Origin of the sequence: Larsenimonas rhizosphaerae (genome assembly GCF_026240105.1) — a bacterium.
Taxonomy (GTDB): domain Bacteria; phylum Pseudomonadota; class Gammaproteobacteria; order Pseudomonadales; family Halomonadaceae; genus Larsenimonas; species Larsenimonas rhizosphaerae.
Genome location: NZ_JAPIVE010000004.1, coordinates 332220 through 346173 on the forward strand (window position 1 = coordinate 332220; position 13954 = coordinate 346173).

Genomic DNA, 13954 nt, shown 5'->3' on the forward strand with positions numbered 1-13954 from the left:
GGCCCCTGATGCCCCCTGGTCTTTGGTCATATCAGGGCGCTATTTGTGCCTGGCACCGTACCCGGTGTGCCAGGCTTGACGTATTGCCCGCACCGGAGCAGAACAATGACAACGGCCCACCTGACCCTTGCCGATCTGCCGATCGGCACCCTTCGACTGACTGCCAGTGATCACGCACTGACCAGCATCGAATTTTTGACCACACCCGATGCCACCAGCGACGATGACAGCCTCCATCACCCGATCCTGGAGCAGGCCGCCAGAGAATTGTGCGCCTACCTTGCCGGGCACTGCCACCACTTCACCGTGCCACTCGAACCTCAGGGCACGCCTTTTCAGCATCGTGTCTGGCAGGCACTGCAGGCCATTCCCTGGGGCGAGGTGCGCAGTTATGGCGAGATTGCCAGGGCCATTGAGCAGCCGGAAGCGGCGCGCGCCGTCGGCATGGCCAACAATAAAAACCCGCTGCCGATCATGATTCCCTGCCATCGGGTCGTGGGCAGCAAGGGGCAGTTGACCGGTTATTCCGGCGGCCTGACCCTCAAGGAACAGCTGCTGGCGCTTGAGCAGGCGCAGCAGAGCATGGCCCTGATCTAGAAAATGCCGGACCAGGGTGGCCGGCGGGTATGTCGCTGCCTACAGTAAGCGGCTATACACTTGCCTGCCGACGGGAGAAATACTGCCATGGACGTTAGAGTTGCACTCGTTTCCGGTGCCAATCGCGGCATCGGTGCCGACATCGCAAGACACCTGTATCAGCAGGGCTGGCAGCTGTCGCTGGGAATGCGTACCCCGAGCCGCCCCTCCTGGGATGATGATGGCCGCTGCCACCTGTTCGCCTATGATGCGACCGAGGGCCAGGAGCCGGCCTGGGTGCAGGAAGCGCACGCCCGATTCGGGCGCATCGATGCCCTTGTTCCCTGCGCCGGGCTCATGATTCCTAAAAGTGTCATTGATGCCGAGGAGGACGAACTGGAAGCCATGATGGCGGTTAATGTCATGGCGCCTCGTCGATTGGCAAAGGCTGCCTGGGAGCCACTCAAGGCCAGCGGCCGTGGCCGCATTCTTCTGCCGGGTTCACTGTCCGGCAAACGCGTCAAGTCAGCCGATTCCGGTGCCTATGCACTTACCAAGCATGCCACGGTGGCGCTGGCTCATGCCCTGCGTCAGGCCGGCTGGGAGCATGGCATTCGAGCCACGGCCATCAATCCGGGGTTCGTCAATACGGACATGGCCCGCAGCATCACCCACTATCCTCCCGACCAGATGACCGACCCGACAGCCATTGCAGAGGCTGTCGGGCTGCTGATCAATCTTCCCAATACCTCCAGCGTGGCGGAGTTCAACGTGAACTGTGTGCTGGAACCCATGTACTGAGGTGAGCGCCAGGCCTGACACTGGAAATTGGGCCTTTCCGGTTCGCCTGATAGACTGCCGGCCCATAATCACATACCGCTCTGCCACACACGTGCACAGGACTACACCATGTCATCTTCTTCCTCTACCAGCGCTGCTGACGGCCAGGCACAGCCCCCGGCGCTGACCTTCCGCTTCGGTGTCTGGGGCGCTGCCGTGCCCCTGGTGTTTTTTGTTGTCTGGGCCATCACGATCAGTGTGCAGGGGTTTGCCTCCGAAGTCGGCCTGATCATGGGGGCATTGTTTGGCCTGACGCTGGGCCTGTTCTTCTGCAAGAGCAAATGGCATGCCTATGCAGAAGGGCTGTTTGACGGACTGACGCAGCCCATCGGCGTTGTCGCACTGGTAGCCTGGTTTTATGCCGGCATGTTCGCGCAGGTGCTTCAGACCGGCGGGCTGGTCGAGGGGTTGATCTGGCTGGGAAGCATTTCCGATGCCTCGGGAGGCGTGTTCGTCGGGCTGGCGTTCCTGCTGGCGGCGATCTTCTCCAGTGCCGTCGGCACCGGCTACGGCACGGTAGTGGCCTTTTGTACCTTCATGTACCCGGCCGGCATCGCCGTTGGTGGTGACCCGGTGATGCTGTTTGCCGCGATTCTCTCCGGTGCCATCTTCGGCGATAACCTCGCGCCGGTCTCCGACACAACCATCGTTTCCGCCACCACCCAGGACGCCGACGTACCGGGCGTGGTCAAAAGCCGCTTCAAGTATTCCGTCATGGCCGGCCTGCCGACCCTGATTCTGCTGGTGGTGTTCGGTGGCAGTGACGCAGGCAATGCGGGGCCGGATGCCGTAACCGCCATGCAGTCAGCCACTGACCCGCAGGGCCTGATCATGCTGATCCCGTTTGTACTGGTGCTGACGCTGGCCCTTCGCGGCCAGCACCTGCTGACCTCTCTGACCTGGGGCATTCTGTGCGCCTGCGGGCTGATGCTGGTGACCGGCATGGCCTCACCGGCAGACTTGCTGACCGTGAACGCCGATGGCGAGATGGGCGGCGCACTCGTGCGTGGGGTGAAAGGCTACATCAACATGGCAGTACTGATTCTTCTGATCGTCGGGGCTGCACATCTGATGACCCTCGGCGGCACCATGGACCGTGTGACCGAACTTCTGATGCGCTGGATCAAGAATTCAGTGCGTCGGGCGGAACTGGCGATCTGGGGTCTGGTAGCCCTGCTCAACAGCGCCATCACCATTAATACCGCCGCCGAGATTGCCGCCGCTCCCTTCGTCCGCGAGCTGGGCACGCGCTACCATATTCACCGCTACCGCCGCGCCAACATGCTCGACGCCGTGACCTCGGCCCTGGGCTACATCTTTCCCTGGGGTGCGCCGGTACTTCTGGGCTGGGCGACGATCAGCGCCATGCAGGAAACCTACGCCTGGCTGCCGGTCGTATCACCGACGGCAGTTTTTCCCTTCGTCTTCCAGGGGTGGTTGCTGCTGGCCATCATGCTGTTCGCCGCGATCACCGGCTGGGGCCGCACCTTTGAAGATGCCAAGGGCAATACCCTGACCACCCGCCCTACCGACTGATCTCTCACGGCGCCGCCCTGGCGGCGCCAATTTCCGGCTACGCTTTTCGCATACCCGTGGACAGGATATGCACATGGCCTCTCTCGTTATTCTTCTGGGCGATCAGCTCAGCGACCGCCTTCCCGCCTTTGATGATTTCGACCTCGACACCGACCGGGTGCTGATGGCCGAGGTCGATCAGGAAGCCCGCTACGTACCGCACCACCCCCAGAAGATTCTGCTGATCTTCGCGGCCATGCGCGCCTTTGCGACCCGCCTCGAGCAACAGGGCAAGAAGGTCATCTACCGAAAGATCGACAGCACCATCGACGCCAATTCACTGGAAGACGCGGTGCGCCATGAACTTGAACGCCGCCACTACGACCGGGTCATCCTGACCCACTGTGGCGAGCACAGGCTGCATCAGACGATGCGGCGCTGGCAGGCCGACCTGCCGGTAGACGAGGTCGAGCTTCGCGCCGACACCCGCTTCATCGCGCCGCTGTCGTTTTTCAGGCAATGGGCCAGGGATCGCAAGGCGTGGCGGATGGAGTATTTCTACCGCGAGATGAGGCAGCGCACCGGGCTTTTGATGAATGCCGACGGCTCACCTGCCGGTGGCCAGTGGAACTTCGATGCCGACAATCGCCGCGCCTATGACGGCAATACGCCCCTGCCCGAGCATCCCGGGTTCGAGATGAGCGAGGCGACCAGAACGCTTGCCCGCCAGATCGAGAATCGCTTCGGCGATCATTTCGGCACCCTCGATGCCTTCAACTGGCCGACCACCCATGACGAGGCCGAACGGCTGCTCGAGACCTTCATCGACGAGGCTCTGCCCGGCTTCGGCGACTTTCAGGATGCCCTCGCCCACGGTCAGCCCTTTCTGTTTCACGCACTCATTTCATCGTCACTGAATCTGGGGCTGCTCGACCCGCTGGACGTCTGCCGGCGCGCCGAGCAGGCCTACAGGGACGGCAATGCGCCCCTCAATGCCGTCGAAGGCTTCATCCGTCAGATTCTTGGCTGGCGAGAGTACGTGCGTGGGCTTTACTGGCAGCTGATGCCGGACTACGCCGAGCGCAATCATCTGAATGCTCGCAAGACACTGCCGTGGAGCTACTGGGGCGGCGAGACCGACATGCACTGCATCCGTGAAGTGGTGCGCGGCATCGAGCAATACGGCTACGCCCATCATATCCAGCGACTGATGGTAACCGGCAACTTCGCGCTACTGCTCGGCGTCAACCCACGTGAGGTGTGCGAGTGGTATCTGGCGGTGTTCGTGGATGCCTTCGAGTGGGTGGAGCTGCCGAACACCCTCGGCATGGCGCTGCACGCCGACGGCGGTGTGATGGGTTCGAAACCCTACGCCGCGAGCGGTCGCTATATCGACCGCCAGGGCGATTACTGTGCGCACTGCACGTATAACGTCAAGACCACCAGCGAGGATGACAGCTGCCCGTTCAACAGCCTCTACTGGGCATTTCTTGACCGCCACCGTGACCGGTTCGAGGGGAACCACCGCATGAAGATGATGTATCGCAACTGGGACCGTCAGGCCGACGACAGGCGCGCGGCGACGCTTGCGCGCGCCCGATGGGTCAGAAACAACGTGGAAAGGCTGTAAAGCTCACAGCCGTTCGGCGAGCGCACCTAGAAAGGCCTGTGCGGTGTCGCGCTCATAGCGGTAGTAGGTCCACTGCCCGGCGCGATGCGACGAGACCAGCCCGGCCCGTGACAGGGTCGCCAGATACAGTGAGATCGTAGGCTGTGACAGGCCGGCCTTTTCACGAATATGGCTGACACAAATGCCCCCCTCGGGTGCCCCTTCCTTCTGCGGCGGAAAGTGCTCCGCGGGGGCCTTGAGCCAGCTCAGGATATCGAGACGCACCGGGTTGTCCAGCGCGCTTAATACAGTAGTGATGTCCATGCACCTGGCCATAGAAAATGAATGATCGGGCCATTATACGGTGTGCAGGCCGGGCTGCCGAGCACATGACCGGCACACCGATGTGACATGCTCAGCGCACCAGACTATCCAGAGCAGCGCTGTCAAAGTCATGCAGCTCATCAAGCCGGCCTTCACGCACCTTATTGGCCCAGTCGGGATCAGACAGCAATGCCCGACCTACTGCAATCATGTCAAACTGATGATCGGTACGCTGGTCGGCAAGCTGTTTGATATCCACCCGGCTTTTCGATGTCGGGTCTTCTTCTCGTGTGAAATGACCGGTGCGAAAGGTCTTGTCGAGACCGATACTGCCCACCGCGATCACCGGCCTGCCGGTCAGCTCCTGAGCCCACTGGGCCAGTGTCATGTCGCTGCCGGCAAAGCCCGGCTCCCACATGCGGCGCGTACTGACGTGGAACATGTCGACACCATCCTCGGCCAGCGGACGCAGCAGTTCACCGAGTTCCTGTGGTGTTTCGGCGATGCGGGCGTGGTAATCCGACAGCTTCCACTGGGAGAAGCGGAAGATGATCGGAAAGTCCGGCCCGGTCACGTTGCGCACCGCCTGTACGATCATGCGCGGGAATCGAAGCCGGTTCTCCACGCTGCCACCATAGGCATCGGTGCGCTGGTTGCTCTCCCGCCACAGGAACTGATCGATCAGATAGCCGTGAGCGCCATGCAGCTCGATCGCATCAAAACCGAGGTTTTTCGCCTCATAGGCTGCCCGCGCGAACGAGGCCACCACATCATGGATATCGTCTTCACTCATGGCACGTACCACCTCGACGCCGTCCTCGACGATCGACATCGGCCCGAAGCCCGGCACGTCACCCTCCGGCTCAGTACCCGGACGGCGCTCACGCCCGACATGCCATAGCTGCGGAGCGATTTTTCCGCCGGCAGCATGCACCCGCTCCACCACGTTCTTCCAGCCTTCAAGCCCGGCGCCATGGAAGGCTGGCACGTTCGGGTAGCCGTTGGCACCCGGGTGGTCGATATAGGTCCCTTCCGTGATGATGAGTCCTACACCACCGAGAGCACGGCTCTCGTAATATTCAGACACATCCGTGCCCGGCACACCGCCGGGCGACATGTTGCGGGTCATCGGCGCCATGGCAATGCGGTTGGGCAACGTGGCACCGTTTAATTTCATGGGTTCAAACAGGGGGGCGGCAAGGGTCTTGTCAGTATCGGCCATGATGGCTATTCCTATAAATATAGATATATATAAATATACTATCCCCAATATGGCACCCTGTATACCTCGCAGTGCGGAAATACCCGACATTAGTTGGATGACCTGAAGTGGCATACAAGCCAACTGACCCAACTGCCATGAGACAAGGCCACTCACATGCGTGAAATCCGCACCTCACGCCCTGCGTGGCCTTTGACCTGTTCATTCTCAAGCGACCCGGTGCCGACCCGTCCTGCAGCCAGGACACCATCACGCGCGCCAGAGCCCATGTGGATAACATGAGTAACAGCGAGCGCGACCAGCTTGTCCACACCCTGATTAACGGGCTCACAGGTGCTGAAGAGCGATTGATGACATCCATCGCGAGGCGCTCCCGACTGCCCGCTGATCGGGCGTCTCAAGGGGCTGGCGGCGCTTCAGGGCATCGAAATGGCACTGAAATTCCGTGGCCGATACCTGATTCAGCATAGTATTCGCTTGCACCACGGCTTAAGGAAGTCTTAAATAATATGCTTAGCACGCTTATTAAAAGGTTACCTCATGCCGGACATCCAGCTGGAGCCCCTGGTCGCTTCCCGCGTTTCACTGAAAAAAACCCTCGTCCGTTATCTGGGCTACCTGCTGCTTACCGCCCTGGTATGCCAGGGCCTTTACTGGAGCCTGTTGCTGGAGGAGATACCGAGGTTTTCCGAAACGTCCTTTGTTGAACTTGCCCAGACAGCGGCGCTGGCTGCCAGTCTGGCCTGTCTGTGGTGCGCTCGGCGCAAGGGCCTTTACTCATATGGTATTCCGCTTCTTTTCGGCTGGCTTCTGGCCTCGCTCGTTCGTGAGCAGGATGCGATGCTCGACAGCATCATCGATGATCTATGGCAGTGGTGTGTCGGGCTGATCGCTCTGGTGACGGTGACTCATACCGTTCGCCACCGCCGTCGTATTGCCCGTGAGCTGGGCCAGTTCATCCAGGAGTCCGCGTTCGGTTTGTTCATGGGCGGGTTTTTTACGGTCTATGTCTTTTCACGGCTGATGGGTCGCCACGAGCTGTGGCAGGCCGTACTGGGCAGTGCCTATGAATACCGGATCAAAAGCGGTGTCGAGGAAAGCCTGGAGCTGATGGGCTACCTGCTGATGCTTTACGCCTGCATCGAGCTGTGGGCCAGGGCACGAGAAAGACATCAGGGGGGCAAGGGAGACGCTCGCAGGGTATTCGCACGCGCTCCGCGACTTCACACCCCTTCAGAAAAACAGCGGAACCATGCCTGACGCGTCGCCCGTCAGGGCGTCATGGATCACCCGTGCATCCATGCCACCCAGACCGGTAACGTCAACGCTGCCGCCAGGGTCGATAGAAAGATACAGGCGCCAATGTCACGCTGCTGCTCGGGACGGGTTACAAACGCCAGGACATTGACGCCGATCGGCCCTGCTGCCAGCAGGACCACGACCTGACGGGCCATGGGGCTGATCCCGGGCAGCCAGGCCGTCATCAGTGCCACCAGAGCCGGGAACAGCATCAGCTTCAGCATGGTGATGACACCAATGGTGGCACTGAGGTGCAACCGGTAGCGGGTCAACCCCACGCCCAGCACCAGCAGCGCACAGGGCAGTGCTGCGCGACCCAGCCATTCCAGCATGGTGGTGAGCGTGTCAGGCAGCGTTATCCCGAGCAGGTTGACTACCCCACCCAGCATCAGGCCCACGATAATCGGGTTGATCATTCCCTTGAGCATGGTCAGTGGCTTGAGCTGCTGGCCGCGTGCATCCACGATGGCTGCAAAAAGCGAGTGGGCGGAAAACAGGATCAGACTGTGAAATGCCAGAATCGCATACACGAACATCAGCCCATCATCCCCGAACAGGGACGCGGCCATCGGCAACCCGATCAGCACATTGTTCGAATAGCTTCCTGCCAGCCCCAGTACGGTCGACTCTCCTGACCTGCGCCACACCCACAGATTGATCAACATGAATACGCCCAGTGCGGGCAGGTAATAGGCCAGCAGCAACCACGGCGAGAGCACCTCACCGAGTGGTGCCCGGGCAATCCCCAGAAACAACAGACAGGGCATGAACAATTTGAAGGTAACGGTTCGCAACCCGACCAGAGATTCCGCCGTCAGCCATTGTCGGCGCCCCAGAACGTAGCCCAGCACGATCACACCGAAAATGGGCAAAATGGCCAGTGTTGCAGTCATGTCCAACCTCATGCGGTCCTTCGAAAAAGGGGCCTGACATGCCACATGCCAGAGGGGCTGCCGGCGGCCAGGATGATAGTAGTATGCTCATCTGTATCGTGCGCCTCGCACAGGCAGACAAGCCACACTAAGCTTGGCACACTCATCACTGCACTGCGGAGCTAGGGTCATGGATTACGTACTGTATTACTGGCCGGGCATTCCCGGACGGGGAGAGTTCGTACGGCTGGTGCTGGAGGCGGGACAGGCTGAATATCGGGATATCGGTCTTGAGCCGGATGGCGTCGAGCAGATCGAGACCTTTCTGAACGGTGAAGCGAGCCTGCAGACACCGTTCGCGGCGCCGTTTCTGCTGGCCGAAGGCCAGGTCATTTCCCATGTGGCCAACATTCTGCGTTTTCTCGGCCCGAAGCTGGGCCTGACCTCCGAGGACTCTGTATCCCGCGACTGGGAGCACAGCCTGCAACTGACCATTGCCGATTTTGTGACCGAAATTCACGACACCCATCATCCGCTGGGGCCGTCGCTTTATTTCGAAGAGCAGAAAACCGAGTCCATGCGCCGTACCGCCACCTTTTTGCAGGAACGACTGCCGCTGTTTCTGGGGTACTTCGAACAGATTCTGACCACCAATCCGGCCAGCCACCATCACCTGGTCAATGACAGGCTGACCTGCGTGGATATTTCCCTGTTCCAGGTGATCGAGGGGCTGCGCCATGCCTTTCCCCGTACCATGGAGACCCTCGACGGCACCCTTCCCGGCATCAACGCACTGCATGCCAGTGTCATGGCCTTTCCGCCGCTCAAGGCGTACATGAACTCCTCACGACGACAGCCCTTCAATGAAAACGGCCTGTTTCGCCATTACCCGATCCTTGATCAGCCGTGAGAAAGGCATCATGACGGCGCGACTCGATCAGCATGGCCATGATACGGCCGGCCAGCGGAACCCGGGCTGCCCCCGATCCACGTTCTATGCGATAATCGGCCCCTTTCACTTCTGCTCCCATCGATTGCTGACACCCTAATGACCAACGCTCACATGCCTCACGAATCCGGCCAGCTCTATGTTGTTTCAGCGCCTTCCGGCGCCGGAAAAACCAGTCTGGTCAGCGCCCTGCTCAAGGATATGGATCACATCGGTGTGTCTGTATCTCACACCACGCGCACCATGCGTCCGGGTGAGGAAGACGGGGTCAACTATCACTTTGTCGATGAACCTGCCTTTCAGGCCATGATCGACCGCGGCGAGTTCTTCGAACATGCCTGGGTCTTTGACCGTCACTACGGCACCTCCAGACCGGCCGTGGCCGCCCGCCTGGCGGAAGGCGAGGATGTCATTCTTGAGATCGACTGGCAGGGTGCGCGCCAGATACGTGAACAGCGCCCGGCCACGCGCTCCATTTTCATTCTGCCGCCCTCGTTCAATGCGCTCCGTACCAGGCTTTCCGGGCGTGGCCAGGATGACGATGCAACCATTGCGCGACGCATGAAGGATGCCGTCAGCGAGATGTCGCATTTCAACGAGTATGACTACGTGGTCATCAATGATGACTTTGAAGTCGCCCTTGCGGAACTGAAAAGCATTATTCAGGGCGAGCGATGCCGCAGTGAGCGAGTGCAACTGCGCCACAGCGCCCTGCTGGAGGACCTCTTGTCACACATGCCGCCCGTCGAGTAGACTCGATATCCCCCCGAACATTTGCTCTTGTCACGGGACAGGCCGGATTCCTTCTGCCTGTCGACAACGGGCTTTCGTCTGACGCCTTGCGTCATTCACACACATGATCAGGTAGTTATTCCCATGGCACGAGTTACCGTCGAAGATTGTCTCGATAACGTTGAAAACCGCTTTCAGCTGGTCATGGTCGCTTCGCGCCGTGCCCGTCAGCTGGCCCGCGGTAGCCGTAACAGTGAGCTGGACTGGGAAAATGACAAGGTGACCGTGCTGGCCCTGCGCGAAATTGCAGCAGGCCATGTCGATTCCAGCGTACTCGATGAGCCGGTCGAAGCACCGACACCGCGTCCGCGTCCGCAGCCCCAGGATATCTGATATCCCCACCGGCTCACGGTCAGGAAGGCTCCATGTTTACCATTGATGATCTGGCCGACCGCCTGGATGGTTACCTGCCTGGCGATGAGATTCGCCAGGTCAAACGCGCCTTTTATTACGCCGAGCAGGCCCATGACGGCCAGCGTCGGCGTTCGGGCGAGCCCTACGTTACCCACCCCCTGGCCGTTGCCAATATCCTCGCCAACATGCATATGGACTATCAGAGTCTGATGGCTGCCATGCTGCATGATGTAATCGAGGATACCGGTGTCACAAGAGATGCACTTGAGCGGCAGTTCGGCCTGGAAGTCACCGAACTGGTCGACGGGGTGTCAAAGCTGACCCAGATCACGTTTGAAGACAAGGCCGTGGCCCAGGCCGAAAACTTCCAGAAAATGGTACTGGCGATGTCCCGCGATATTCGCGTCATCATCGTCAAACTCGCCGACCGGCTGCATAACATGCGTACCCTGGGTGCCCTGCGACCGGACAAGAAGCGCCGCATTGCTCGCGAAACGCTTGAAATCTATGCCCGCATTGCCAGCCGCCTCGGCATCAACACCATTCGTGTCGAACTGGAAGACCTGTCATTTCAGGCGATTTACCCGATGCGGGCCGAACGCATACAGCGTGCCGTTGCCAAGGCACGAGGCAATCGCCGCACCATGATGCGCGAGATTCAGACAACGCTGCAACAGTGTCTGGATCATGATGAATTGACCGGCACCGTCATCGGCCGTCAGAAGCATCTGCTGTCGATCTATACCAAGATGCGCGACAAGCACAAGTCCTTCAACGACCTGATGGACGTCTTCGGCTTTCGCATCATCACCGACCGGGTCGATACCTGTTACCGGATCCTCGGTGCGGTGCATAACCTGTACAAGCCGGTGCCCGGCCGCTTCAAGGATTACATTGCCATCCCCAAGGCCAATGGCTATCAGAGCCTGCATACCACCCTGTTCGGCATGAACGGCATCCCTGTCGAGGTACAGATTCGTACTCGTGAGATGGAAGCCATGGCCAACAACGGTATTGCCGCCCACTGGCTTTACAAGGCGGGACAAACGGATCGCCCCATTGCTGCCGGCAGCCATGCGCGGGCACGCGAGTGGGTCAAGGGTCTGCTGGAAATGCAACGGCGCGCCGGCAATTCACTGGAATTCATCGAGCACGTCAAGAACGATTTGTTCCCGGACGATATCTACATTTTCACCCCGAAAGGCGACATTACCGAGCTGCCTCGTGGTGCAACCGCAGTCGATTTCGCCTATAACGTGCATACGGATATCGGCAACAGCTGTATTGCCTGCCGGATCGACCGTCACCTGGCTCCGCTGTCCACGGTGCTGCAGAGCGGCCAGACCGTCGAAATCATTACCGCACCCGGCGCGCGGCCCAATACCGCGTGGCTGTCCTATGTCGTCACCGCCAAGGCACGTTCGGCAGTACGCCATTACCTGAAGCATCAACAGCGCAGTGACTCGATTCTGCTGGGCCAACGCCTGCTCAACAAGGCACTGAGCGGCTTCAAGAGCCATCTCGACATGATCGGCAAGGCCCGGATTGCGCGCTATCTCGACACCAATCAGCTGGAAAGCCTGGACGATTTGCTCGACAGCATCGGCCTGGGCAACCGCATGGCCTATCCGGTAGCGCGCACGCTCGCGCTGGGTGGCGCAGCCAATGACGAGACATCGGAAGAGCACATGCCGGGGCCCATCGTTGTCGGCAATGACGCCGCCACGGTAATTACCTTTGCCCGCTGCTGCTATCCACTGCCGGGCGATATCATTCTCGGCCATCTGAGTACCGGCAAGGGCATCGTGGTTCATCGGCATAACTGCAGGAATCTGGGTGATTTGCGCAGTGACCCTGAAAAATGCTTCCCGCTGGTATGGGCCGAGCAGATAGAACAGGATTTTCCCGTTTCACTTCGCATCGAGATTGAAACGCGCCGCGGCCTGATTGCTCAGCTGGCGGGGCTCGTCAACGACGGGGATGCCAATGTCGAGCGGATCGGTATCGAGGAACGCGATGCCCGGCTCTCGATCGTCAACCTGGTGATTGCGGTTCAAAGCCGCGTCCAGCTGGCTGGCATCATCAAGCGAATTCGAAGCCTGTCTCACGTTACTCGTATTACCCGACAGACCAACTGAACGACCATGATCAGCCTCGACCGGCTCACTGGGCCGGGAGCGGCTTTTTTTTAGCCCGTACGGCAGGGCGAAAGCACTGACCACCACAAGAGGGAAATATCATGAGTAATCGCGCCGCTATCCATACCGATCAGGCACCTGCCGCCATCGGCCCCTACTCCCAGGCCATCAAGGCCGGCAATACGGTTTATCTGTCCGGCCAGATTCCGCTGGATCCCAATACCATGGAGCTGGTCAGTGGTGATATCGAAGCCCAGGCCCGCCAGGTGTTCAAAAATCTTGCGGCAGTCTGCGAGGAAGCCGCGGGCTCATTGAACGAGATAGTGAAACTGAACCTCTATCTCACTGATCTGGACAACTTCGCCACGGTCAACACCGTGATGGAAGAGTTCTTTACAGCGCCCTATCCAGCCCGTGCTGCCGTTGGCGTACGCGCACTTCCGCGTGGCAGTCAGGTTGAAGCCGAAGGGGTCATGGTCATCGGTGACTGATCCGCGTGCCCGGGGCGTGCCCCGGGCCATGCCTGTCAATCAACCCTGCAGGGCAGACCGGCTTCTCGCAGCACATCGCGATAGCCTTCCCGGAAGGTGGGAAACATGAAGGTGTACCCTGCCATTTGAAGGCGTGTACTGTCGCAGCGCTTGCTGGCACGCCGGCGAAGGGGAGACTGGATCGTATTGCTTGGCTCGATGCCCAGCGCGCGTGACAGCCACATCATCACATCATGAATCGGTGCGGCCTCCTGATCACTGCCCAGATAGACCGGATCCAGGGTATCACCGGCCAGTGCCTTCTCGATCAAAAAGACCAGTACACCGGCACAGTCATCACGATGAATTCGATTTGAATACATCGGAGGCGTGGCGGGCGCTACGCGACCTTCCTGAACCTGATTGATCAACCGCTCGCGGCCCGGACCGTAGATGCCGGAAAAGCGAACCGACGTTCCGGGAATCGAGCTCTGCCACAGGCGACTTTCAGCCTTGTGAAGCCACTTCCCGGCAAAGCCGGTAGGCACAATAACGCTGTCTTCAGTGACCGTTTCTCCGTCACACTGACCATACACTGACGTCGACGATACAAAAATCACCTGCTTCGGTGGTTCAGCACGTGCTTCAAAGGTGGTCAATACACGATCAAGGCCTTGATAATAGGCGGATTCATAGGCACTTTCCTCGAACCGATCCGCACTCAGGATATAAATCACGATATCGGCATCAGGCAGCGCAGCCACTGCCTCGTCATCATCAAGGTTCATGGCCAGCGGTTCAATGCCACTGCCTTCCAGCTTTTCAGGGTGACGACGGACCCCGATAACGCGCTGTCCCTGTGCGATCAATTGCTGTCCAAGAAGGGTTCCTACATCACCGCAGCCCAGAATTAAGGTCGTATTATTCACCTTTTCACTACTCCCTGTTACAACGGTATGGATATCATGGTGTTAGTCGCTATCACCGACCCGGT

At 59.6% G+C, this 13954-nt stretch carries 14 protein-coding genes; 10 read left to right on the forward strand and 4 right to left on the reverse strand.

What is annotated here, in order from left to right; translation table 11 throughout:
- The first annotated feature begins 105 nt into the window (after positions 1-105).
- The 4 genes from OQ287_RS14215 to OQ287_RS14230 all read left to right on the forward strand — a co-directional run bounded on the left by OQ287_RS14215 (position 106) and on the right by OQ287_RS14230 (position 4561).
- Positions 106-597, forward strand: a complete 492-nt coding sequence (locus OQ287_RS14215) for a methylated-DNA--[protein]-cysteine S-methyltransferase (protein WP_265896878.1) — start codon at positions 106-108, stop codon at positions 595-597.
- 87 nt (positions 598-684) lie between these two features.
- Positions 685-1377 carry an SDR family NAD(P)-dependent oxidoreductase gene (locus OQ287_RS14220; protein ID WP_265896879.1) on the forward strand — a complete coding sequence of 231 codons (693 nt, stop codon included), beginning with the start codon at positions 685-687 and terminating at the stop codon, positions 1375-1377.
- Positions 1378-1485: 108 nt separating this feature from the next.
- Positions 1486-2952 (forward strand): Na+/H+ antiporter NhaC family protein, encoded by a 1467-nt coding sequence (locus tag OQ287_RS14225; RefSeq protein WP_265896880.1) that lies wholly within the window; start codon positions 1486-1488, stop codon positions 2950-2952.
- A 73-nt stretch (positions 2953-3025) separates the two neighbouring features.
- Entirely contained in the window at positions 3026-4561 is a 1536-nt protein-coding gene (locus OQ287_RS14230; protein ID WP_265896881.1) for a cryptochrome/photolyase family protein, read from the forward strand.
- 3 nt (positions 4562-4564) lie between these two features.
- Here OQ287_RS14230 and OQ287_RS14235 read toward each other — a convergent pair whose 3' ends face one another.
- Together OQ287_RS14235 and OQ287_RS14240 are read right to left on the reverse strand one after the other, a co-directional pair.
- On the reverse strand, positions 4565-4864 hold the full coding sequence (locus OQ287_RS14235; RefSeq protein ID WP_250938171.1) for an ArsR/SmtB family transcription factor: 300 nt from the start codon (positions 4862-4864) through the stop codon (positions 4565-4567).
- Positions 4865-4955: 91 nt separating this feature from the next.
- Entirely contained in the window at positions 4956-6086 is a 1131-nt protein-coding gene (locus tag OQ287_RS14240) for an NADH:flavin oxidoreductase (RefSeq protein ID WP_265896882.1), read from the reverse strand.
- A gap of 540 nt (positions 6087-6626) precedes the next feature.
- Here OQ287_RS14240 and OQ287_RS14245 point away from each other — a divergent pair.
- Complete coding sequence (locus OQ287_RS14245; RefSeq protein WP_250938168.1) at positions 6627-7346, forward strand: hypothetical protein; 720 nt, start codon at positions 6627-6629, stop codon at positions 7344-7346.
- Between the two features lie 26 nt (positions 7347-7372).
- Here OQ287_RS14245 and OQ287_RS14250 read toward each other — a convergent pair whose 3' ends face one another.
- Positions 7373-8278 (reverse strand): AEC family transporter, encoded by a 906-nt coding sequence (locus OQ287_RS14250; protein WP_250938167.1) that lies wholly within the window; start codon positions 8276-8278, stop codon positions 7373-7375.
- A gap of 169 nt (positions 8279-8447) precedes the next feature.
- Here OQ287_RS14250 and OQ287_RS14255 point away from each other — a divergent pair, with 169 nt between their 5' ends.
- The 5 genes from OQ287_RS14255 (at position 8448) to OQ287_RS14275 (ending at position 12981) form a co-directional block, all read left to right on the forward strand.
- Positions 8448-9167: a glutathione S-transferase gene (locus OQ287_RS14255; protein WP_250938166.1), complete on the forward strand. Its 720-nt coding sequence runs from the start codon at positions 8448-8450 to the stop codon at positions 9165-9167.
- Positions 9168-9320: 153 nt separating this feature from the next.
- The gene (gene gmk / locus OQ287_RS14260; RefSeq protein ID WP_250938165.1) at positions 9321-9959 is read left to right on the forward strand and encodes a guanylate kinase; all 639 of its coding nucleotides are present in this window, start codon (positions 9321-9323) and stop codon (positions 9957-9959) included.
- A gap of 123 nt (positions 9960-10082) precedes the next feature.
- Positions 10083-10331, forward strand: coding sequence for a DNA-directed RNA polymerase subunit omega (gene rpoZ / locus OQ287_RS14265; RefSeq protein WP_250938164.1), 249 nt, complete (start codon positions 10083-10085; stop codon positions 10329-10331).
- A gap of 32 nt (positions 10332-10363) precedes the next feature.
- Positions 10364-12490: a RelA/SpoT family protein gene (locus tag OQ287_RS14270; protein ID WP_250938163.1), complete on the forward strand. Its 2127-nt coding sequence runs from the start codon at positions 10364-10366 to the stop codon at positions 12488-12490.
- Between the two features lie 101 nt (positions 12491-12591).
- Positions 12592-12981, forward strand: a complete 390-nt coding sequence (locus OQ287_RS14275; RefSeq protein ID WP_250938161.1) for a RidA family protein — start codon at positions 12592-12594, stop codon at positions 12979-12981.
- 35 nt (positions 12982-13016) lie between these two features.
- Here the strand turns inward: OQ287_RS14275 and OQ287_RS14280 are convergent, their stop codons facing one another.
- Positions 13017-13889, reverse strand: coding sequence for an SDR family oxidoreductase (locus tag OQ287_RS14280; RefSeq protein WP_250938160.1), 873 nt, complete (start codon positions 13887-13889; stop codon positions 13017-13019).
- Between the last annotated feature and the right edge of the window lie 65 nt (positions 13890-13954).

What these genes read in the sequence shown, in the direction of transcription:
- OQ287_RS14230 (WP_265896881.1), top strand. Translation starts at nt 3,026, where the DNA reads ATGGCCTCTCTCGTTATTCTTCTGGGCGATCAGCTCAGCGACCGCCTT.
- rpoZ (WP_250938164.1), top strand. Translation starts at nt 10,083, where the DNA reads ATGGCACGAGTTACCGTCGAAGATTGTCTCGATAACGTTGAAAACCGC.
- OQ287_RS14235 (WP_250938171.1), bottom strand. Translation starts at nt 4,864, where the DNA reads ATGGACATCACTACTGTATTAAGCGCGCTGGACAACCCGGTGCGTCTC.
- OQ287_RS14250 (WP_250938167.1), bottom strand. Translation starts at nt 8,278, where the DNA reads ATGACTGCAACACTGGCCATTTTGCCCATTTTCGGTGTGATCGTGCTG.
- OQ287_RS14245 (WP_250938168.1), top strand. Translation starts at nt 6,627, where the DNA reads ATGCCGGACATCCAGCTGGAGCCCCTGGTCGCTTCCCGCGTTTCACTG.
- OQ287_RS14255 (WP_250938166.1), top strand. Translation starts at nt 8,448, where the DNA reads ATGGATTACGTACTGTATTACTGGCCGGGCATTCCCGGACGGGGAGAG.
- OQ287_RS14220 (WP_265896879.1), top strand. Translation starts at nt 685, where the DNA reads ATGGACGTTAGAGTTGCACTCGTTTCCGGTGCCAATCGCGGCATCGGT.
- OQ287_RS14225 (WP_265896880.1), top strand. Translation starts at nt 1,486, where the DNA reads ATGTCATCTTCTTCCTCTACCAGCGCTGCTGACGGCCAGGCACAGCCC.
- OQ287_RS14215 (WP_265896878.1), top strand. Translation starts at nt 106, where the DNA reads ATGACAACGGCCCACCTGACCCTTGCCGATCTGCCGATCGGCACCCTT.
- gmk (WP_250938165.1), top strand. Translation starts at nt 9,321, where the DNA reads ATGCCTCACGAATCCGGCCAGCTCTATGTTGTTTCAGCGCCTTCCGGC.
- OQ287_RS14270 (WP_250938163.1), top strand. Translation starts at nt 10,364, where the DNA reads ATGTTTACCATTGATGATCTGGCCGACCGCCTGGATGGTTACCTGCCT.
- OQ287_RS14240 (WP_265896882.1), bottom strand. Translation starts at nt 6,086, where the DNA reads ATGGCCGATACTGACAAGACCCTTGCCGCCCCCCTGTTTGAACCCATG.
- OQ287_RS14275 (WP_250938161.1), top strand. Translation starts at nt 12,592, where the DNA reads ATGAGTAATCGCGCCGCTATCCATACCGATCAGGCACCTGCCGCCATC.